The organism is Pelomicrobium sp. (assembly GCF_036803785.1).
In the GTDB taxonomy this organism is placed as follows: Bacteria; Pseudomonadota; Gammaproteobacteria; order Burkholderiales; family UBA6910; genus Pelomicrobium.
This window is the reverse complement of record NZ_DAIRTR010000045.1, coordinates 1-21307: the sequence shown is the minus strand read 5'-3', so window position 1 is coordinate 21307 and position 21307 is coordinate 1. Positions and strand designations below refer to the sequence as shown.

Annotated in this window: 21 protein-coding genes; 19 read left to right on the top strand and 2 right to left on the bottom strand. The window is 66.8% G+C overall.

All coding sequences use genetic code 11. The annotated features are described in order from the left end of the window. Positions 1-344: LLM class flavin-dependent oxidoreductase (locus V7Q81_RS07285; protein WP_442954785.1), on the bottom strand; the 344-nt coding region annotated here is incomplete at its 3' end. Between V7Q81_RS07285 and V7Q81_RS07280 the strand changes: the two genes are divergently transcribed. The 11 genes from V7Q81_RS07280 (at position 343) to V7Q81_RS07230 (ending at position 8513) form a co-directional block, all read left to right on the top strand. Continuing rightward, positions 343-831 (top strand): DUF72 domain-containing protein, encoded by a 489-nt coding sequence (locus tag V7Q81_RS07280; RefSeq protein WP_333841466.1) that lies wholly within the window; start codon positions 343-345, stop codon positions 829-831. The two genes, V7Q81_RS07285 and V7Q81_RS07280, sit on opposite strands and share 2 nt — an antisense overlap. A 104-nt stretch (positions 832-935) precedes the next feature. Continuing rightward, a complete protein-coding gene (locus V7Q81_RS07275) occupies positions 936-1742 on the top strand; it encodes an ABC transporter ATP-binding protein (RefSeq protein ID WP_333841464.1) in 807 nt (268 codons plus the stop codon). After that, positions 1739-2533: a lipid asymmetry maintenance ABC transporter permease subunit MlaE gene (mlaE, locus tag V7Q81_RS07270; protein WP_333841461.1), complete on the top strand. Its 795-nt coding sequence runs from the start codon at positions 1739-1741 to the stop codon at positions 2531-2533. The genes V7Q81_RS07275 and mlaE overlap by 4 nt, the downstream gene beginning before the upstream one ends. Before the next feature lie 3 nt (positions 2534-2536). Continuing rightward, the gene (mlaD, locus tag V7Q81_RS07265) at positions 2537-3004 is read left to right on the top strand and encodes an outer membrane lipid asymmetry maintenance protein MlaD (protein ID WP_333841458.1); all 468 of its coding nucleotides are present in this window, start codon (positions 2537-2539) and stop codon (positions 3002-3004) included. A gap of 30 nt (positions 3005-3034) precedes the next feature. Continuing rightward, the gene (locus V7Q81_RS07260) at positions 3035-3658 is read left to right on the top strand and encodes an MlaC/ttg2D family ABC transporter substrate-binding protein (protein WP_333841455.1); all 624 of its coding nucleotides are present in this window, start codon (positions 3035-3037) and stop codon (positions 3656-3658) included. A gap of 7 nt (positions 3659-3665) precedes the next feature. Further along, positions 3666-3974, top strand: coding sequence for an STAS domain-containing protein (locus V7Q81_RS07255; protein ID WP_333841452.1), 309 nt, complete (start codon positions 3666-3668; stop codon positions 3972-3974). A 30-nt stretch (positions 3975-4004) separates the two neighbouring features. Continuing rightward, on the top strand, positions 4005-4904 hold the full coding sequence (locus tag V7Q81_RS07250) for an ABC transporter ATP-binding protein (RefSeq protein ID WP_333841451.1): 900 nt from the start codon (positions 4005-4007) through the stop codon (positions 4902-4904). Further along, entirely contained in the window at positions 4897-5661 is a 765-nt protein-coding gene (locus tag V7Q81_RS07245) for an ABC transporter permease (protein ID WP_333841448.1), read from the top strand. The genes V7Q81_RS07250 and V7Q81_RS07245 overlap by 8 nt, the downstream gene beginning before the upstream one ends. A 16-nt stretch (positions 5662-5677) precedes the next feature. After that, positions 5678-5917 (top strand): BolA family protein, encoded by a 240-nt coding sequence (locus V7Q81_RS07240; RefSeq protein ID WP_333841446.1) that lies wholly within the window; start codon positions 5678-5680, stop codon positions 5915-5917. Positions 5918-5936: 19 nt separating this feature from the next. Continuing rightward, the gene (gene murA, locus V7Q81_RS07235; RefSeq protein ID WP_333841442.1) at positions 5937-7190 is read left to right on the top strand and encodes a UDP-N-acetylglucosamine 1-carboxyvinyltransferase; all 1254 of its coding nucleotides are present in this window, start codon (positions 5937-5939) and stop codon (positions 7188-7190) included. A gap of 33 nt (positions 7191-7223) precedes the next feature. After that, positions 7224-8513: an O-acetylhomoserine aminocarboxypropyltransferase/cysteine synthase family protein gene (locus V7Q81_RS07230; protein ID WP_333841438.1), complete on the top strand. Its 1290-nt coding sequence runs from the start codon at positions 7224-7226 to the stop codon at positions 8511-8513. 6 nt (positions 8514-8519) lie between these two features. Here the strand turns inward: V7Q81_RS07230 and V7Q81_RS07225 are convergent, their stop codons facing one another. Beyond that, a complete protein-coding gene (locus V7Q81_RS07225) occupies positions 8520-9596 on the bottom strand; it encodes a hypothetical protein (protein ID WP_333841435.1) in 1077 nt (358 codons plus the stop codon). A 52-nt stretch (positions 9597-9648) separates the two neighbouring features. On the opposite strand from V7Q81_RS07225, the gene putA reads away from it, so the two are divergent. From putA to V7Q81_RS07185, 8 genes are all read left to right on the top strand, one after another. Then, positions 9649-12813, top strand: coding sequence for a bifunctional proline dehydrogenase/L-glutamate gamma-semialdehyde dehydrogenase PutA (putA, locus tag V7Q81_RS07220; RefSeq protein ID WP_333841433.1), 3165 nt, complete (start codon positions 9649-9651; stop codon positions 12811-12813). Between the two features lie 53 nt (positions 12814-12866). Then, complete coding sequence (locus V7Q81_RS07215; protein WP_333841431.1) at positions 12867-14063, top strand: CaiB/BaiF CoA transferase family protein; 1197 nt, start codon at positions 12867-12869, stop codon at positions 14061-14063. After that, entirely contained in the window at positions 14063-14674 is a 612-nt protein-coding gene (locus tag V7Q81_RS07210; RefSeq protein WP_333841429.1) for a YceI family protein, read from the top strand. Before V7Q81_RS07215 ends, V7Q81_RS07210 begins: the two co-directional genes overlap by 1 nt. A gap of 92 nt (positions 14675-14766) precedes the next feature. Then, positions 14767-15801: an ABC transporter substrate-binding protein gene (locus V7Q81_RS07205; RefSeq protein ID WP_333841427.1), complete on the top strand. Its 1035-nt coding sequence runs from the start codon at positions 14767-14769 to the stop codon at positions 15799-15801. Between the two features lie 44 nt (positions 15802-15845). Beyond that, positions 15846-16691: an ABC transporter ATP-binding protein gene (locus V7Q81_RS07200; protein WP_333841425.1), complete on the top strand. Its 846-nt coding sequence runs from the start codon at positions 15846-15848 to the stop codon at positions 16689-16691. Between the two features lie 19 nt (positions 16692-16710). Then, a complete protein-coding gene (locus V7Q81_RS07195) occupies positions 16711-17499 on the top strand; it encodes an ABC transporter permease (protein WP_333841423.1) in 789 nt (262 codons plus the stop codon). Positions 17500-17558: 59 nt separating this feature from the next. Further along, entirely contained in the window at positions 17559-20015 is a 2457-nt protein-coding gene (locus V7Q81_RS07190; protein ID WP_333841420.1) for a bifunctional diguanylate cyclase/phosphodiesterase, read from the top strand. Between the two features lie 102 nt (positions 20016-20117). After that, on the top strand, positions 20118-21307 hold a 1190-nt coding region (locus V7Q81_RS07185; RefSeq protein WP_333841468.1), incomplete at its 3' end, for a gamma-glutamyltransferase family protein.

Here is a 21307-nt window from a genome sequence, read left to right as displayed (position 1 = left end):
ACCGGATCCAGGGTGGCCACCCGCTCGGCCACGTGCACCGGGTGGTGCAGGGGCAGGGGGATCACGCCGAACCCGAGCCTCAGGCGCCGGGTGCGGGCGGCCGCGGCGGCGAGGAAGAGCTCCGGCTTGGAGCAATGGGAGTACTGGGGCATGAAATGGTGCTCCACCACCCAGGCGCAACGGAAGCCCAACCGGTCCGCCAGGGCGATCTCTTCCAACGCCTCGTGATAGGTGGCGAGCTCGCTGCGCCCGAGCTGAGGCGGGACCGCCAGTTCGTAGAACAGATCGAAGTGCACGCAAACTCGCAGGGCTGGAAGGTGTAGCGGCCTATAATGCCAGCCCATGGACGCCGCTCCAACGTACCGGGTGCACGTGGGGGCCATCGGCTGGGAGCATCCCCACTGGGTCGGCTCCTTCTACCCCGAAGATTTGCCGGCCGAGTGGCGCCTCGCCTACTACAACCAGTGGTTCGACTGCGTGCTGGTGCCCGCAAGCCGCTGGCGAGCCGCCACCGAAGAGGAGATGATCGGCTGGCGGGAGGACACGCTCGCGCGCTTCCGCTTCGTCCTGGAAGCGGGCCCCGCGTCCCCGCAGGAGCGTGCTCGAGCGGGCTGCCTCGGGTCAAAACTGGGGATGTGGTATCCCTCGCCGGCCCCGGCGCAAGGGGGCCCGCGGCTCACGTGGCTGACGCCGGAGGAGGACTTGAAGGGCCTCACCGTCCGTCTCAAGACCCTCGCCCAGGAGCCGGGGGAGCTCTACCTTATCGGCCGCCGTGCCGACGCCGCCTATCTGAACCGGGTGGTGACCCTGCTGGAGCTCCTGCAGCTCTAGCGGGAGCGGAGGGGGCGGAAGCGCCGCGCCGCAAACCCGCGCCTCCGGGTTTGTCCCACCCTCCACCAACGGCTAAAATTCGATTTTTTTTATGCCCTTGCGTCATGGCGCAGGAAAACGCGGTCGACATCCGGGATCTTGCCTTCTGCTACAACCGCCGGCCCATCTTTCGCGGGTTGAGCCTTTCCCTGCCCCGGGGGCGGGTGGTGGCCATTATGGGCGGCTCGGGTTCGGGCAAAACCACCCTGCTGCGGCTGATCGGCGGGCAGTTGAGGCCCCAGCGGGGGGAAGTGCGAGTGGACGGCCAGGTGGTGCATCGGCTCTCCACCGAGGAGCTGTACCGGCTGCGGCGGCGCATGGGCATGCTGTTCCAGTTCGGTGCCTTGTTCACCGATCTGACGGTGTTCGAAAACGTGGCCTTTCCTTTGAGGGAACACACCACTCTGCCCGAGCCCATGATCCGGGATCTGGTGCTCATGAAGCTCCACGCCGTGGGCTTGAGGGGCGCCCGCCACCTCATGCCCTCGGAGCTCTCCGGGGGCATGGCGCGCCGCGTGGCCCTGGCCCGGGCGATTGCTCTCGACCCCATGCTGATCCTGTACGATGAGCCCTTCACCGGCCTCGACCCGATTTCCCTGGGCATCATCGGCGACCTGATCCGGCGTCTGAACGACGCCCTGGGAGCCACTTCCGTGGTGGTGACCCATGACATCCAGGAGTCCCTGCACATCGTCGATTACCTCTATCTTCTGTCGGACGGGCGAGTGATCGCCCAGGGCACGCCCGAGGAGATCCGCGCCTCTTCCGATCCCTACGTGGACCAGTTCATCCACGCCAGGAAGGATGGGCCTGTGGCGTTCCATTACCCGGCCCCCGACTATGACCAGGACCTGATGGGGGGCGGGGCGTGACGGGCGGGCTTTTCGACACGCTGGCGGGCCTCGGTGCCCGGGTGGTGCAGGCGGTCAGGCGGCTTGGCTACGCGGCGCGCTTCGTGGGCGCGATCCTGCGCTATTCCGGGCCGAGCTTCCGTCGCTTCCGCCTCGTGGTCAAGGAAATGTTCGCGGCGGGCGTGCTGTCGCTTGTGATCGTCGTGGTCTCGGGCCTATTCGTCGGCATGGTGCTGGGCCTGCAAGGCTACGACACCCTGGTCGACTACGCTTCGGAAGAAAAGTTGGGCGTGCTGGTGGCTTTGTCGCTGCTGCGGGAGCTCGGGCCGGTGGTGACGGCACTGCTCTTCGCCGGCCGGGCGGGCACTTCCATCACCGCCGAGATCGGTCTCATGAAGGCCACGGAGCAGCTGACCGCCATGGACATGATGGCGGTCAATCCGATCGGGCGGGTGGTCGCGCCCCGGTTCTGGGGTGGTTTTCTCGCCATGCCGTTGCTTGCCGCCATATTCAGCGCGGTGGGCATCTTTGGCGGCTACCTGATTGGCGTTGTATTTCTCGGGGTGGACGACGGGGCGTTCTGGTCGCAAATGCAGGCGGGCGTCGACCTGCGCGAGGATGTGTTGAACGGAGTGATCAAGAGCCTGGTGTTCGGTGCGGCGGTCTGCGCCATCGCGGTGTTCGAAGGCTTTGACGCAGAGCCCACAGCGGAAGGCGTGGCTCGCGCCACCACCCGCACGGTGGTCACATCCTCCCTGGCGGTGCTGGGCCTGGACTACGTCTTGACCTCCTTCATGTTTAGAGGAGCCTGAATCGTGGAACGGCGCACGATCGACATCTGGGTGGGACTATTCGTGCTGGCGGGCATCGGAGCACTCTTGATCCTGGCGCTCAAGGTGGGCAACGCCAGCACCTTCTTCGCCGGCGACACCTACCGCGTGGTGGCCGAGTTCGACAACATCGGGGGGCTGAAGGTGCGGGCCCCGGTGCGTAGTGCCGGCGTGCTGGTGGGACGGGTGGAGAGCATCACCTTCGACAACGAGCGGTACGTGGCCCGGGTCACTCTGGCAATCGACAAGCGCTACCGCTTCCCCAGGGATACGACTGCCTCCATCCTCACCTCGGGACTGCTCGGCGAGCAGTACATCGGGTTGGATGCCGGCGGCGATGAGCAGATGCTCGCCGACGGAGAGACGATCAAGCTCACCCAGTCGGCCGTGGTTCTGGAAAAGATCATCGGCCAGTTCCTCTACGGACGGGCCGCCGAAGGCAGCGCCCAGTGAGCGGGATTTTACGATGAACGGGAGCGAGACATGGGATTGATCCGTTTGATTCTGGCCCTGGGCCTGCTGGCAGCGGCCCCGGTGCGGGCGGAGCTTGCGCCCGATGAGCTGGTGAAGAGGACGGCCGAAGAGGTGCTTGCCATCGTGCGCGCCGATCAGGCATTGCAGGCTGGCGATCCCCAGAAGGTGCTGGCCCTGGTGGAAGAGAAGGTGCTCCCCCACTTCGACTTCACCCGCATGACCCGGCTCGCCATGGGCCGGCACTGGCGGGACGCCACACCCGAGCAACAACAGCAAATCACCCGGGAGTTCCGCGAGCTGCTGGTGCGCACCTATACCGCAGCCTTCACTGCCTACAAGGGCCAGAGCGTCACCTATAAACCTTTCCGGATGGGGCCCAGCGACACCGACGTCACCGTGCGCACCGAAATCGTCAATCCCGACGGCCGACCGCCGATCCCCGTGGACTACAGCATGTACAAGACCCCCAACGGCTGGAAGGTCTACGACGTGACCATCGAGAACGTGAGCCTGGTGGCTACTTACCGGGGCACCTTCAACGATGAAATCCGCCGTGGCGGGATCGAAGGCCTGATCAAGAGTCTGCGGGAGAAGAACCAGAGCCTCACCCAGCAGGGGCCGAAGAAAGGCTGAGGCGGGCGTGGGCTTCGGCATCAGGCGGGAAGAAGAAGCCATCGTCGTGGAAGGGCCGGTCACCTTCGCGACCGCCCCCACCCTCTTCGCTGCGGCGATCGAGGCCATGGCTTGGGACGACAGGGAAGTGCGGGTGGACCTCACCCGGGTCACGGAAGCGGACTCCGCCGCGGTGAGCCTGCTAATCCACTGGTGGCGGGAGGCCCGCCGCCGTGGCTTAGCTTTCGCCGTCCTCCACCCACCCAAGAGCGTCGCCGGTCTCGCCCGGGTGTACGGGGTAGACCGCCTCCTCGGCCTGCCCGGCTCCGACGCTTGATCCGGGTCGTCCACGAGCGGGGCAGCGGACATGGGCGCCGTCATCGACGTGCAGGCGGTTCACAAGCGCTTCGGGGCGATCAAGGCCCTGGACGGGGTGAGTTTATCGGTCGAGCAGGGGGAATTCTTCGCCCTCCTCGGTCCCAACGGTGCCGGCAAGACCACCCTCATCAACATCATCGCCGGCCTGACCCGTGCCACCTCGGGAAGCGCCCGGGTGATGGGCTACGACGTGGTGGCCGATTACCGGCTCGCGCGGCGCGCCCTGGGGGTGGTGCCCCAGGAGTTGGTGTTCGACCCCTTCTTCACCGTGCGGGAGACCCTCAGGATCCAGTCAGGCTACTACGGCCTCGCCCGCAACGACGACTGGATCGACGAGGTGATGCACCACCTGGACCTGGCCGACAAGGCGGATCGCAACATGCGCGCCCTCTCCGGCGGCATGAAGCGCCGAGTCCTGGTGGCCCAGGCCCTGGTGCACAAGCCGCCGGTCATCGTGCTGGACGAACCCACCGCCGGAGTGGACGTGGAGCTGCGCCAGGGGCTGTGGAATTTCGTACGTAGACTCAACCGGGACGGCCACACCATCGTGCTCACCACCCACTATCTGGAGGAAGCGGAGACCCTGTGCTCCCGCATCGCCATGCTCAAGCAGGGGCGCATCGTGGCTCTAGACACCACCGCCAATCTTCTCTCCACCGTGTCCGGCCGCTATCTCAAGCTAAAGCTCGCGCCGGACCAGCTGCCGGCGAACCTGCATCCGCTCCTCGCCGGCGAAGACCAGGGCCGCTTCGTACTGGCGCTGCCCGATTACGGCAGCCTGGAGACGGTGCTCGCCACCCTGCGGGAGGCGAGGATCCAGATCCTGGACCTGGAGCTGGCCCAGCCCGACCTGGAGGAAGTGTTCGTAACCATCATGAACCGTGAATAACTGGATCGGCTTCAAGACCCTGTTCTACAAAGAGTGGCTGCGTTTCTGGAAGGTGGCGTTCCAGACCGTCGCCGCGCCCTTGCTCACCACGCTCCTCTACCTGCTCATCTTCTCCCACGTGCTGGAAAGCCATGTGGAGGCCTTTCCCGGGGTGCCCTACACGGCGTTCCTGGTTCCGGGGCTGGCCATGATGGCAGTGCTGCAGAACGCCTTCGCCAACAGCTCTTCCAGCCTGATACAGTCCAAGATCACCGGCAACATCGTGTTCGTACTGTTGCCGCCCCTGTCCTACCGGGACATGCTGCTCGCCTACGTGTTGGCAGCCATGGCCCGCGGGCTCATCGTCGGGCTGGGGGTGCTGCTCCTCTCGGTGGCCTTCGTCGCGCTGCCGGTGCGCAACGCCCTGTGGGCGCTCTCCTTCGCCGTCCTGGGCAGCGCCATCGCCGGCAGCCTGGGGCTGATCGCCGGCATCTGGGCGGAAAAGTTCGATCAGCTCGCCGCCTTCCAGAACTTCATCATCATGCCCCTGACTTTTCTTGCCGGAGTGTTCTACTCGGTGCATTCCTTGCCGGCCTTCTGGCAGGCGGTGTCTCACTTGAACCCGTTCTTCTACATGATCGACGGGTTTCGCTACGGTTTCTTTGGCGTCTCCGACGTTCCGCCCGTCGTGAGCCTGGCGATTGTGGGAGCGTGTTTTTTGGCGATATCATTGGGCGCGCTCTGGCTGCTGAAAATCGGCTACAAGCTGCGCCAGTAGCGACGGGGAGACGGCCATGGTATTCGCCGAAGACATCAAGCACGCCATCGAACAGGGTTTGCCTTGCGATTACGTGGAGGTGGAGGGCGACGGCCAGCACTTCGAGGCGATCGTGGTGAGCTCCGAGTTCCGGGGCAAGAGCATGGTGCAGCAGCATCAGCTCGTCTACCGCGCGCTCGGCAGCCGCATGCACGGGCAGATCCATGCCCTATCTATGAAGACTTACACGCCCGAGCAGTGGGCGCAGTTGCGCTAGCGCAGCGTGCCCGACGCGAATGCACAAGCTCAGGATCGAGGGGGGGGTGCCGCTGGCCGGGGAGGTGCGCATCTCCGGCGCGAAGAACGCCGCGCTTCCCATCCTGTGCGCATCGCTTCTGACTGCGGAGCCGCTGTTTGTCGAGAACATTCCCCACTTGCGGGACGTGACCACCACCCTGGGGCTGTTGGCCCAGATGGGAGTCGGCGTATCCCTGGACGAGAAGCTGGGGGTGGAGCTCACCGCCCGAGACCTGACCCGCCTGGTGGCCCCCTACGAGCTGGTGAAGACCATGCGCGCCTCCATCTTGGTGTTGGGTCCCTTGCTCGCCCGCAAGGGCTACGCTCAAGTATCCCTGCCTGGCGGCTGCGCCATCGGCCTGCGGCCGGTGGACCAGCACATCAAGGGGCTGCAAGCCATGGGCGCGGAGATCTCCCTCGAACACGGCTTTATCGTGGCCAAGGCGGCCCGACTGCGGGGAACGCGCATCGTCATGGATCTTGTCACGGTGACCGGCACGGAAAACCTGATGATGGCGGCGACCCTAGCCGAAGGCGTCACGGTACTGGAGAACGCCGCCCGGGAGCCGGAAGTGGTGGATCTCGCCCGTTGCTTAAACGCCATGGGCGCACGCATCAGCGGAGCGGGCTCCGACGTGATCACCATCGAAGGGGTGCCCCGGCTCCACAGCGCCCGCCACCGGGTCATGCCCGACCGAATCGAGACCGGCACCTACCTCACGGCGGCAGCGGTCACGGGCGGGCGCGTGCGGCTGCGGGAGACCCGTGGCGACATCTTGGACGCGGTGCTGGCCAAGCTCGCCGAAGCGGGGGCACGCATCGACAAGGGGGCGGACTGGATCGAGCTCACCCTACCGGGTAGGCCCCGAGCGGTGAGCGTGCGCACCGCCCCTTATCCCGGTTTCCCCACCGACATGCAAGCCCAGTTCATGCTCCTCAACGCGGTGGCCGAAGGCACCGCGGTGGTCACCGAGACCGTGTTCGAGAACCGCTTCATGCACGTGCAGGAGCTCAAGCGCATGGGCGCCGACATCGAGGTGGAGGGCAACACCGCGGTGGTGCGGGGCGTGCCGCGTTTGTCGGGGGCCCACGTGATGGCGACGGATTTGCGCGCCTCCGCCTGCCTGGTGCTGGCGGGACTGGTGGCTGAGGGGGAGACGGTGGTCGACCGCATCTACCACATCGACCGCGGCTACGAGTGCATCGAGGAAAAGCTGACCCAGCTCGGGGCACGCATCTGGCGGGTGAATTGACGACCGAGTCGTAGGAACAAAAGGATTTTCACCATGGCGGACCGCAAATTCGGCTTCGGCACCCTGTGCCTGCACGCCGGCGCCATTCCCGATCCCGCGACCGGCGCCCGGGCCGTACCCATTTACCAGACCACTTCCTTCGTGTTCGACAGCGCCGATCACGCCGCTTCTCTGTTCAACCTCCAGACCTTTGGCAACGTCTATACCCGCATCATGAATCCCACCACCGCCGTGTTCGAGGAGCGCATGGCGGCACTAGAGAACGGGCGTGCGGCAGTGGCTGCGGCCACCGGCCAGGCGGCGGAGATGACCGCGCTCCTTACCCTGTGCAACGCGGGTGATGAAATCGTATCCGCCTCCACTTTGTACGGAGGTACCTACACCCTGTTCGGCTTCAATTTCGAGAAGCTGGGCATCAAGGTGCGCTTCGTCGATCCGGACGACCCGGAAAACTTCCGCCGGGCCATCACGGAAAAGACCCGCTGCCTCTACGCCGAGACCATCGGCAACCCCCTCATGAACGTGGTGGACATCGAGGCGATCGCCCACATCGCCCACGAGGCGGGGATTCCCCTGGTGATCGACAACACGGTCGCCACGCCTTATCTCTGCCGTCCCATCGAGTGGGGCGCGGACATCGTGGTGCACTCGGCCACCAAGTACATCGGCGGCCACGGTACCACCATGGGGGGAGTGCTCATCGACTCCGGCAAGTTTCCGTGGGGTAACGGCAAGTTTCCGGAGATGGTGAGCCCGTCCAAGGGTTACCACGGGGTGATCTTCCACGAGACCTTCGGCGACTTCGGTTTCGCCATGCGGGCACGGATGGAGACGCTGCGCACCCTGGGGCCGGCGCTCTCGCCCTTGAACGCCTGGCTGCTGCTGCAGGGGCTGGAGACGCTACACGTACGCATGGAGCGTCACTGCGCCAATGCCCTGGCGGTGGCGCAGTTCCTCGAGCGCCACCCCCTGGTTTCCTGGGTGAGTTATCCCGGACTGCCCGGCGACAAATACCACGCCCTGGCGCGGAAGTACTTGCCCAAGGGGGCGAGCGGGTTGCTTGCCTTCGGCGTGAAGGGTGGCATGGAGGCGGGCGTCAAGTTCATCGAGGCGGCTCGGTTCATGTCCCACCTCGCCAACATCGGCGATGCCAAGACGCTGGTAATCCACCCTGCCTCTACCACCCACCGCCAGCTCACCGAAGAGGAGCAGGCCAAGGCGGGCGTGACCCCGGACATGATCCGCATCTCGGTGGGCCTTGAGGACCTGGACGACATCCTATGGGACATCGACCAGGCCCTCGCCCGGTCCCAGCGCAGCTGAGCCCGCTCATCCGCGGGCGGCCATGAGCCTTTGCACGACTTCCGCCGCTTCTCCGGCACCTGTCGGGCGGGGGGGCGGCGGGCCGGGCAGCGCAAGCAGCCGTTCCACCGTGGTCTGGAATTCCCGAGCGTCGAGCGCCTCGGGCGGTAGCACCTCGCACCGGGCGCAGGAGCCTAGCCATTCCATCAGATAGGGCGTCTCCGGCCAGTCGGGCCGCGCCAGGGTCAGCACCGCAGCGCCGGCGCAGGCGGCTTCCACGAAGGTGCCGTAGCCCGGCTTGGTGAACACCAGATCGGCGGAGGCGATCAGCTCGCCGAAGGACAGGTCCAGGCGGTCGATGGCGGTGGTATCGGCCCGCCCGGAGGACAGCTCTTGCGGCACGAGCCAATGCAGGCCGGGGATGGTCGGCAAGCCGCCCAGGGGCAGGCGGGTGGGAATGCCGCCCAGGGCCACCAGGGCGAGGCGAGTGGCCGTTCCTAGCCCGAGCCGGGCACGGATCTCGGCCGAGCGGTTACGCCCCATCCGCGCCACAGGCCCGACCCGGACCGGAGCGAGCTCTGCCATGGGCATTCCCGGGGTGAGGGCGATGAAGCAGCTTGCGCCCCGGTAAGCGGCGAGCATGCGGGCAGCGATTTCCCCGGCGCCCGCAAACTCCCCACAGTAGTGCTGGAACATGGCCGTCCAGTGGAAGGATCCGATGGCCACTGCCGGAATGCCGGCGCGGCGCGCGGCGGCGAGCGGCAGGCTTCCCACTGCCGAGAGCACCAGGTCGACCCCCAGCACCTGGAGCGCCCGGGCTTCCTCGGCGATGCGCTCGTCCCAGCGGGCGTGGAGCGCCCGATAGGCATCGAAGGAGGCGCGCGGGAGCACCGTCATCCCGTCGGCCATGAGAAGCCCTGGCTCCGGTCCCGGCGCCAACACTTCCAGGGCCCCTTGGAAATGGGATGCGAGCACGGACCGGGGCGCTGCGCAGCGCACGGTCACGCGCAGCCCGGGGAGCTGCTGCGCCAGGGCGTTGACCACAGGAGCGCACTGGGCAATGTGTCCGTAGCCGTGGGGCGAGACGTCGACGAGGAGGTGCATGGCGGCGAGGGGCGATTTTACGCCTAAAATGGAGCGAGCCCGTTGCCGGGCAATGCGATCGCACGCGCTTTCTCGTTCTGCTGTCGCCATGGACCTGGACATCGTTCCCCCCTTGGACACCGCGCCGCTGCGCACTGCCATCCGCGCCGCCTACCTGGCTGACGAAAGGGAAACGGTGGAACGCCTCGCCCGCGGCGCTCGGCTCGCACCGCTGGCCGAGGAGCGGGTGCGGGCAACCGCCGAGAGCCTGGTGAAGGACGTGCGGCTGCGCCAGGCCGCCTCTCCCCTGGACGCCTTCCTGCGGGAGTACGACCTCTCCTCCCGGGAAGGGGTGGTGCTCATGTGCCTGGCGGAAGCTTTGCTGCGCATCCCGGATGCCGCCACCGCCGACCGCCTTATCCGCGACCAGTTGCCCCGGGGGGACTGGGAGAAACACCTGGGCCACTCCGGCTCCTTTTTCGTCAACGCGTCCACTTTCGGGCTGCTCTTGACCGGACGGGTGGTGGCGCTGGAAGAGGCGCCGGGCGATACCCTCACCGCGGCTCTCAAGCGCCTGGCCGCCCGGGGCGGCGAGCCCGTGGTGCGGGCGGTGTTGAAGAGCGCGATGGGCATTCTTGCCCGCCAGTTCGTAATGGGCGAGACCATCGAGGAGGCGCTGGAAGCGCGCGAGCCCTCGCCCCTCACCCGCTATTCTTTCGACATGCTAGGGGAGGCCGCTCTCACCGCGCGGGAGGCCGAGCGCTATTTCCAGGCCTACGCCCATGCGATCGAGGTGCTCGCCGGGACGTCGCAGGGGACCGATCCCTGGGCGGCTCCCGGCGTCTCCATCAAGCTCTCGGCGCTGCACCCCCGCTACGAGTACGCCCAGCGCCGACGGGTCATGGAGGAGCTGGTGCCTCGCCTGAAGGCCCTCGCCCGGCGCGCCCGGGACGCCCGGCTGGTGGTGACCCTGGACGCGGAGGAGAGCGAGCGGCTCGAGCTCATGCTGGACGTCTTCGCCGCGGTGTACCAGTCGGACGAATGGGAGGGATGGGAAGGCTTCGGGCTGGCAGTGCAGGCTTATCAGAAGCGGGCGCTGGCCGTGATCGACTGGCTCGCGGCCGTGGCCCGTGCAGGCGGGCGCCGCATTCCTCTGCGTCTGGTGAAAGGGGCCTACTGGGATACGGAGATCAAGCGTGCCCAGGTGCAAGGGCTCGAGGGCTATCCCGTCTTCACCCGCAAGCGCCACACCGACGTCTCCTACCTCGCCTGTGTGCGGGCCATGCTGGCGGCCCAGGACGCCTTCTTCTGCCAGTTCGCCACCCACAACGCCCAGACCATCGCCTACGTGCTGGAGTGCGCCGGTGCCGAACGGGGCTTCGAGTTCCAGCGGCTCCACGGTATGGGGGAGGCGCTCTACCGCGAGGTGCAGGCGCGCGAGCCGGTGCCTTGCCGGGTATACGCGCCGGTGGGCAGCTTCGATGCCCTGCTGCCGTACCTGGTGCGGCGGTTGCTGGAGAACGGAGCCAACACCTCCTTCGTCAACCGGGTGGGGCATCCGCAGGTGCCCATCGAACGGTTGGTGGAAGACCCGGTGGCCACGGTGGCACGCGAGGGGGCAATGCCCCATCCTCGAATCCCTCTCCCGCTCGACTTGTTCGCGCCCGAGCGGAAGAACTCTCTAGGCTTTTCCTTCGCCGATCCCGCCGCGTTGCAGGCGGTGATGAGAGGTCTGGAGCAGGCCTTGTCCCACCCTTGGTCCGCCGCGCCCCTGGTAGGCGGAAGGCGGCTGCCGGGCCGACCCGTGCCGGTGCGCGATCCTTCCGAGCGCCGGCGGCAAGTGGGGGAGGTGATCGAGGCCACCCCGACGCAAGCCGCAGAGGCCATCGAGCGAGCCCGGGCCGCCATGCCCGCATGGGACCGCACGCCCGTCGAGGAGCGCGCCTCCATCCTGGAGCGGACGGCCGACCTTCTGGAAGCGCATCGGGAAGCGTTGATGGCCCGCATCGTGCGTGAGGCTGGACGCACCCTGCCCAACGCTTTGGCGGAAGTGCGAGAGGCGGCTGACTTCTGTCGCTACTACGCGGCGCAGGCGCGCCGGCAATTGAGCGAAGCGATGTTGCCCGGCCCGACGGGGGAGGAGAACCGGCTGCGCTTGCGGGGCCGAGGCGTGTTCGTGTGCGTGAGCCCGTGGAATTTTCCCCTCTCTATTTTCGTGGGTCAGGTGGCCGCCGCCCTGGCGGCCGGCAACGGCGTGGTGGCCAAACCCGCGCCCCAGACCCCGCTCACTGCCATGAAGGCGGCAGAGCTCATGCTGGAGGCGGGCATTCCCGAGGAGGTACTGCATCTCGTGCCCGGCGGGCGTGCCCTGGGGGCGGTGCTGACGGCCCATCCCGCCATCGCTGGGGTGGCCTTCACCGGCTCCTTCGAGACCGCCCGGGCCATCGAAGCCGTCCTCGGGCGACGGGAAGGCCCCATGGTGCCTTTCATTGCCGAAACCGGAGGGCTCAACGCCATGGTGGTAGATAGCTCCGCCCTCACTGAACAGGTGGTGGCCGATGTGATCCAGTCCGCGTTCGACAGCGCCGGACAGCGCTGCTCGGCCCTGCGGCTCCTGTTCCTTCAGGAAGAGGTGGCCGAGCGCACCCTGGAAATGCTCGCCGGGGCGATGGAGGAGCTCAAGCTGGGCGATCCCTTGCACCTCGACACCGACGTGGGACCGTTGATCGATGAGGCAGCCCGGGAGCGGCTCCTTGCCCATCTGCGGGGAATCGAGCACCAGGCACGCCTAGTGGGCATGGCGAGACTCCCAGCGGAGGAGGAGGCCGGCTGCTTCTTTGCGCCCCGGGTGCTGGAGATCGAGCGGGCGGACCTGCTGCGGCGGGAGGTGTTCGGCCCCATCCTGCATGTGGTGCGCTGGCGCAGCAGTGAGCTGGACCAGGTGGTGGAGGCCATCAATGCCACGGGCTACGGGCTCACTCTGGGCGTGCACAGCCGGGTGGACTCCACCATCGAACGCATCCTGGAGCGGGCCCGGGTGGGCAATGTCTACGTCAACCGCAACATGATCGGCGCGGTGGTGGGCTCGCAACCCTTCGGCGGAGAGGGGCTCTCGGGCACCGGACCCAAGGCGGGCGGTCCCCACACGTTGCCCCGCTACGCGGTGGAGCGCTCGATTTGCGTCAATACCGCCGCCGCCGGAGGCAACGCGGCGCTGCTTGCTTCCCTGGGGGATTGAGCAAGGACATCCACGTTAAACTATTGCCGTTTTCTGCCCCGGAGACCGCGACCATGCCATCCTCCATGCCGCTCGAAGGCGTCAAGGTGCTGGAGCTCGGCACCCTCATCGCCGGCCCGTTTTGCGGCCGGCTGCTGGCCGAGTTCGGCGCCGAAGTGATCAAGATCGAGCCGCCGGGAGAGGGCGATCCTTTGCGCAAGTGGCGCATGCTGTACAAGGGCACGTCCCTATGGTGGTACGTGCAGGGGCGCAACAAGAAGTCGGTGACGGTGAACCTGCGCGCCCCGGAGGGCCAGGAGATCGTGCGCCGGCTTGTCCGGGACGCGGACATCGTGGTGGAGAACTTCCGCCCCGGCGCCATGGAGAAATGGAACCTGGGCTGGGAGCAGCTCTGCGCCATCAATCCCGGGCTCGTCATGGTGCGCATCTCCGGCTACGGTCAGACGGGGCCGTACCGGGACCGGCCTGGCTTCGGCGCCATCGGCGAATCCATGGGGGGCTTGCGTCATCTCACGGGTTTTCCGGATCAACCCCCGGTACGGGTGGGGGTCTCCATCGGCGACTCCATCGCCGCGCTGCACGGGGTGATCGGCGCGCTCTTGGCGCTGCGCCACCGGGAGGTGAGGGGCGGGCGCGGCCAGGTGGTGGACGTGGCGCTGTACGAATCGGTGTTCAACCTGATGGAGAGCCTACTGCCCGAGTACGACATGTTCGGCTTTGTGCGGCAGCGTAGCGGCGCCTCCCTTCCCGGCATCGTCCCGTCCAACACCTATCCGTGCAAAGACGGCAAATACGTGGTGATCGGCGCCAACGCCGATTCCATCTTCAAGCGCATGATGAAAGCCATCGGGCGGGAAGATTTGGCCAGCGATCCGGAGCTCGCCCACAATGACGGACGGGTGAAGCACACCGAGCGCATCGAGACCGCCATCAGCGAATGGACCCGAGCCCACTGTCTGGAGGAAGTGCTCGAAACCCTGGAACGGGCGGAAGTGCCGGCAGGGCGCATCTACGATATCGCGGACATCGTGGCCGATCCCCATTACCAGGCGCGGGAGATGATTCGCGAGTACCGGCTGCCCGATGGACACTCCCTCAAGCTCCCGGGCATCGTGCCCAAGCTCTCGGAGACGCCAGGGGACACCCACTCGCTCGGGCCAGCGCTGGGGGAGCACACCGACGAGGTGCTCGCGCGGCTCGGCTACGACGCTCCCGCGCGGGAGCGGCTGCGCAAGGCCGGGGTCATTTGATGGACTGCGCGCGCCAGAGGGGCGCTCTGGGCTTGTTCCGCCGCTGGGCAGTGGCTTCGCTTCTGCTGGCGCTGGCCGCCCCGGCAGCTGCAGCGGAGCGCTTCCGTTTGGATCCCCAGCATACCTACGTGTACTTCGCCGTCACCCACGTCGGGGTATCTACCTTGCGCGGCCGGTTCAACCTGGACCAGGGCCGCGCCAGCCTGGATGCCCAGGCACAGACGGCCGAAGTGGATGCGCTGATCGATACAGCAAGCGTCTCCACTGGTGCGGAGGCGCTGGATCGACTATTGCGGGATGCCGATTTCTTCGACGCCGCCTCGTTTCCGGTGGCACGGTTCGTGGCGAAAGCCACGCGCTTCGAAAACGGGCTGCCCCGGCAGTTCGAGGGCTGGCTCACGGTGCGGGGCCGCACCCGCACCCTCACCCTCACCGTCGAGCGCTTCGCCTGTCGCGAAGTGAGGATCCTTTTGGTGCAGCGCTACATCTGCGGCGGAGATTTGAGCGCCGTGGTGCGCCGCTCGGATTTCGGCATGGATCGGTTCCTTGACCTGGTGAGCGATGAGGTGCGCCTTAGCATCTCTGTCGAGGGGATACGCGAAGGCGGCTAGGAGCGCAGGGGCACGGGGCGCACATCACCGAAGCCGCCGTGTACCCATCGCGGCGCCGGTCATTCGGTTTGCAACACACGAGGAGGGATAAGATGAAACGCGCGCGACTCATCCGATGGATGCTCGCCATGGTGGCGCTAGCGTTTGCCCCCGGCGGCTTTGCCCAGGGCAAGATCGAAAAGCCGGATCTCACCATCGCGGTGGGGGGCAAGAGCCTGTTCTACTACTTGCCCCTCTCGATCGCAGAGCAAAAGGGCTTTTTCAAGGACGAGGGGCTCAATGTCCAGATCGTGGACTTCCCCGGAGGCGCCAAGGCGCTGCAAGCCCTGGTGGGTGGCAGCGCGGACATGGTCTCCGGCGCCTACGAGCACACCATCAACATGCAGGCCAAGGGCATTCCCATCAAGGCGGTGGTGCTGCAAGGCCGCTACTCGGGGATCGTGTTAGCAGTGCAGAGTTCCAAGGCGGAGCAATGGCGTTCCCCTGCGGACATGAAAGGGTGGAAAGTAGGCGTCACGGCGCCGGGTTCCTCCACCCACATGTTCGTGTCCAACCTGCTGGTCAAGGAAGGGCTCAAGCCCACCGACGTGGCGATCATCGGGGTGGGCGCCACCGCTGGGGCGGTGGCGGCGATGAAGCGCGGCGAAATCGACGCCATCTCCAACCTGGATCCGGTGATCACGCGCCTGGAGGCAGCAGGCGATATCGTCATCAAGGTGGATACCCGCACCGAGGAGGGCATGAGGCAGGCCTATGGCAGCGCCGCTTACCATGCCGGCTGCATCTACCTGAAAGAAGACTTCGTGAAAAAGTATCCCAACACGGTGCAGGCAGTGGTGAATGCCATGGTGCGCGCCAACCGCTGGCTGCAGAAGGCAAGCGACAAGGAGATCATCGCCACGGTGCCGCCGGAATACTACGGCGACGACGTGGGGCTGTACCGGGTGGGTCTGATCAAGAACCTGCCGACGCTCTCCCCGGACGGTCAGCTCACGATGGAAGGTGCGAAGAGCGTGTATGCGGTGCTCAGGAAGTTCGAGCCCTCCGTGCAGAAGGCGGCCCACATCGATCTTGCCGCCACCTTCGACAACGGCTTCGTCCGTAAGGCTTTGCAGAAATACAAATAGCCGTGATCCGTCGCAGAGGGGAGGGGAGGCGAGAAAATCCGGCGATGAGCCCGTCGCAAGACAACCTTACCGCAAGCGTGTCCCAGGAGGTCGCGCTGGCCCTGGTCGACATTACCGTGGCGTTTCCTTCCCGCAGCGGCCCGGGACAGTATTACACCGCGGTGCAGGGAGCGACGCTGCGGGTTGCCCGCGGGGAATTCCTATCGGTGGTGGGGCCCACCGGCTGCGGCAAGTCCACCCTGCTCAACGTGGCGGCTGGGCTGCTCGCACCCACGGGCGGGTACGTGGAAGTCTTCGGCGAGCGGCTCCAGGGGATCAATCGCAAGGCCGGCTACATGTTCCAGGCCGACGCCCTCATGCCTTGGCGCAGCGCCTTGGAGAACGTGGCCGCCGGGCTCATCTTCCGTGGTGTCCCGAAGCCGCAGGCGCTAGAGCGGGCCGCCGAATGGTTGAGGCGGGTGGGGCTCGCCGGCCACGGACACAGCTTTCCCCATCAGCTCTCGGGCGGCATGCGCAAGCGCACGGCGCTCGCCCAGATGCTCATACTGGATCCGGACATCCTACTCATGGACGAGCCTTTCTCGGCCTTGGACGTCCAGACCCGCCAGCTCATGGAAAACGAGCTGCTTGAACTCTGGTCCGCGGACCGCAAGTCGGTGGTGTTCATCACCCACGACCTCGAGGAGGCGATCGCCCTCTCTGACCGGGTGGTGGTGTTGTCAGCGGGGCCCGGAGCCCACCCCATCGGCGAGTACCCGATCGACCTGCCCCGGCCCCGGGACGTGGCAGAGATCCGGCTCTCGCCCCATTTCGTCGACCTGCATGGCCGTATCTGGCACACCATGAAGGCCGAGGTGCTGAAGGGCTATGCCCAGACCATGGAAGGCTGACCGGACCGGGAGCGCGGGGATGAGAGCCAAGCCAAGCGCCCGCACCCTGTGGATCTACCGGGTGCTGGTTCTACTGGGCGTGTTCTTCGCCTGGTGGGCCCTTACGGAAACGGAGATCCTACCGCCCTTCTTTTTTGGCCAGCCCCTGGTGGTGCTGGCCAAGGTGTGGGAGTGGTTCGTGGGCGGGGAGATCTACCGACACCTGGCGGTCACTTTAGTCGAGACCCTGCTCGCCTTCGCCGTGGGCACCGTCTTCGGCCTGGTGATCGGCATGTGGCTCGCCCTCTCGCCCGTCGCTTCCGCCATTCTCGATCCCTACATCAAGGCCTTGAATGCCATGCCACGGGTGATCCTTGCCCCGATTTTCGCCGTGTGGTTCGGTCTCGGCATCTGGTCCAAGGTGGCCCTCGGCGTGACGCTCGTGTTCTTCATCGTGTTCTTCAACGTCTATCAAGGGGTGCGGGAGGTGAGCCCCGTGGTGCTTGCCAATGCCCGCATGCTGGGTGCCGGCCGGCGGCAGCTCTTGCGCTACGTCTACCTGCCCTCGGCCACGAGCTGGGTGTTCTCCAGCCTGCATACCTCGGTGGGCATGGCCTTCGTGGGCGCCGTGGTGGGCGAGTACCTGGGCTCGGCCCAGGGCGTGGGCTACCTGATCCTCCAGGCCGAGGGGACCTTCGATATCAACACCGTGTTCGCCGGCATCCTGGTGCTGACCGGTTTCGCCCTCCTGCTCGACGCCTTGGTGACTTTCGCCGAGCGGCGGCTCCTGGTGTGGCGGCCCACCGCGGCGGGAGGCGAGAGCCTGTGAAGGCCTGTCGGTCGCTGTTCTGCCCGGGCCCGGACCCGGACCCGGACCTATAATGAAACATGGACCGAGAAAAGACCGCGGCAACCCCCGGGCCGGCGGCTGCCCGCAGCGAGGCCCTGTCCGAGGTCGAGCGATTGCAGCGGGCGCTCAGAACGCTGTCCGCCTGCAATCGGGCCCTGGTACGGGCACAAGACGAGACGGCGCTGCTGCAGGACCTCTGCCGGGTCATCGTGGAGGAAGGCGGCTATCGCCTGGCCTGGGTGAGCCGGGCGGAGCACGACGAGGACAAGACCGTCACGCCTGTGGCTCATTGGGGCGTGGACCAGGGCTTCCTCGCCATCAAGCGCACCTGGCGGGAGGATTCCGAGCGAGGCAAGGGGCCGAATCCCACCGCCATCCGCACGGGAGCGCCCTGCATCGTGCGGGACATCCGTACCGATCCCAACTATCCTTCCTGGCGGAACGAGGCCGCCCGGCGGGGCTATGCTTCGGTGCTCGCGCTTCCGCTGCGCGTCGAAGGGGCGGTGTGGGGGGCGCTCAGCATCTATGCGCCGGAACCCGACGCCTTCGATCCCGAGGAAGTCAGGCTCTTAACCGAACTCTCTGACGACCTTGCCTACGGGATCGAGGCGTTACGGGAGCGGGCGAAGCGCCAGCGGGCGGAGCAGGAGCTGCAGCAGCTCAACCGCGCCCACCGCACCCTCGCAGCGTCGAACCACGCCCTGCTCCACGCTCAGAACGAGGATGAGCTCCTCAGGGAGATCTGCCGGGTGGTGGTGGAGGAGGCGGGTTACCGCGCTGCGTACGTGACCCGGGCGGAAGAGGACGAGGCGCGCACCCTGCGGCCGGTGGCCTGGATGGGGGTGGACGAGGACTTTCTGAAGGAACTCCAGCTCACCTGGGCGGACGAGGAGCGGGGGCGTGGGGCGAGCGGCACGGCGGTGCGCTTGGGCGAGCCCGCGGTCGTCCGCAACGTGGCGACCGACCCCAACGTCTTGATGTGGCGGGAGGGCTTCTTGGGTCGCGGCTATGCCTCACTGATCGCGCTGCCCCTACGGGTGGACGGCCGGATTTTCGGCGCGCTCGCCATCTGCGCGCCGGAACCGGACGCCTTCCACGAAGCCGAAGTAGAGCTGCTCAAGAAAACAGCGGAAGATGTGAGCTACGGGCTGTCCGCTTTGCGCGCCCGCGCCCGGGCACGGGCGGCGGAGGAGACCATCCGCCGCATGGCTTACTTCGATTCGCTCACCGGGCTGCTCAACCGAGTGAGCTTAGGAGAGCGCTTAGAGCGGCTGATCGCCGAATCCCGGGTGCACAACCGCTCCTTCGCCCTGCTGCACCTGGAGGTGGGCCGCTTCCGCGAGATCAACGAAACCCTGGGCTACCGGGAGGGCGATGCCCTGCTCAAGGAGATCGGCTCGCGGCTTTCCGGCGTCGCGGGGGAGGGCGGCGTAGTGGCGCGAGTGGCCGAGGGGGAGTTCGCGCTGCTCCTGCCCCGGGTGAACGCTGACAAGGCGATCCAACTCGCCCAGCGGCTGCTGGTTGCCCTCTATGACCCAATAGAGCTTTCCGGGCTGCTAGTGGAGGCCCGAGCCCATATCGGCATCGCCTTCTTCCCCGGCCACGGCACGGAGCCCGACGTGCTCATGCGCCGGGCCAGCATGGCGGCCTACCAGGCCAGGCGCCGGGGCAGTGGGTTCGCCGTCTACGCCGGCGCCCTCGACAGCGACAGCACCCGGCGCCTTGTCTTGATGGGTGAGCTGCGCCGCGCCATCGAGCACCATGAGCTCCTGCTCTACTGCCAGCCCAAGGTGCGCATGGCTTCGCGCCAAGTCTGCGGCGCCGAGGCCCTGGTGCGCTGGCGACATCCGCGCCACGGCATGATCAATCCCGGCGAGTTCATCAAGCTGGCCGAAGGCACTGGGCTCATCACGCCGCTGACCTACTGGGTCCTGGAGGCAGCTTTGCGCCAGCGCTATGCGTGGGGAGAGCAGGGTGTCGAAAGCCCCCTAGCGGTCAACCTATCGGCCCGGGACCTGCATGATCCCCAGCTGCTCGACCGGGTGAACGGGCTGTTCGCCACCTGGGGTGCCCGGCCCGACTGGATTCAGTTCGAGCTCACCGAAAGCGCTCTCATGGACGATCCGGCCGGATCCCTGGAGACCCTGCGGCGGCTGAAGGACCTGGGGGTGGAGCTTTTCATCGACGATTTTGGCACCGGCTACTCGTCCTTGGCCTATCTCCAGAAGCTGCCGGTGGACACCATCAAGATCGACCAGTCCTTCGTCGGGCGGATGGTGGACAGCGCCGACTCCGCCATGATCGTGCGCTCCACCATCGAGCTGGCCCATGGCCTGAACCTGGAGGTGGTAGCCGAAGGGGTGGAGACGCAGGCGATCTGGGGACGCCTGGCGGAGCTGGGGTGCGACATGGCTCAGGGTTATTGCATCAGCGCGCCGATTCCCGCGGACGAGTTTCCCGCCTGGGAGACCCGTTCTCCGTGGCTTGCGGGCTAGGTATTCGCGTGGCGAGCGGGTAGACTGCGGGCGGTCGCATTATACGTTTCTGGTCCGAGCCCATTCTCCATGAACGACTCGTCCGCGCTTTCTTCCCCGCCCATCGCGGCGCCCTTCCATTGGGACTTTCCCTATCCTTCCCAGCGCATGCCGGTGCTGGCGGCCAACGTGGTGGCCACCTCTCAGCCCTTGGCGGCCCAGGCCGGGCTCACCATGCTCCAGCGGGGCGGCAACGCCGTGGACGCGGCCCTCGCCTGCGCTATTGCCCTCACCGTGGTGGAGCCCACCGGCAACGGTCTTGGCTCGGACGCCTTCGCCTTGGTGTGGGATGGCATGCGTCTGCACGGGCTCAACGCCTCGGGCCGGGCGCCGAAGGCGTGGAGCCCGAGGCGCTTCCAGGGCATGAGGGCGATGCCCGTCCTCGGCTGGGAATCGGTGACCGTACCTGGGGCGGTGGCGGGTTGGGTGGCCCTGTCCCGGCGTTTCGGGAGGCTCCCCTTCGCCGACCTGTTCGAGCCAGCCATTCGCTATGCCGCCGACGGCTTCTTGGTGTCCCCCACCATCGCCCGGCTGTGGGCCGCCATGGCGCCTGCGCTTGCTTCCCAGCCAGGATTTGCCCAGGCCTACCTGCCAAAGGGGCGTGCGCCGCTTCCCGGTGAGCGTTTCGCTTTTCCGGATCTGGCGAAGAGCCTGGCCATGATCGCGCTCTCGGAGGGAGAAGCGTTCTACCGGGGCGAGCTGGCGCAACGCATCGCCGCCCATGCCCGAGCCCACGGCGCGGTGCTGACCCTGGAGGATTTGGCGAGCCACACGGTGGACTGGGTGCAACCCCTCGCTCAGTGCTACCGCGGCTTTACGCTCCACGAGATACCGCCCAACACTCAGGGCATCGCGGCGCTCGAGGCCCTCGGGATCTTGTCCCATGTCGATCTCGCCTCGTGCCCGGTGGATTGCGCCGATAGCGTGCACCTGCAGGTGGAGGCCATGAAACTCGCCTTTGCCGACCTCTATCGTCATGTGGGGGACCCCGCCGCCATGACCGTGGCCCCCAGCGCGCTCCTCGACCCGGCCTATCTCCGGGAGCAGGCGGCGCGCATCGACCGGCACAAGGCCTCCTGCCCGAACCACCGCCATCCGGGCGGCGGCACCGTGTACCTTACCGCTGCCGACGCCTCCGGCATGATGGTGTCATTGATCCAGTCCAATTACATGGGCTTCGGTTCCGGTGTGGTGGTACCCGGTACCGGCGTGAGCCTGCAGAACCGGGGGGCGGGCTTTAGCCTGGTCGAGGG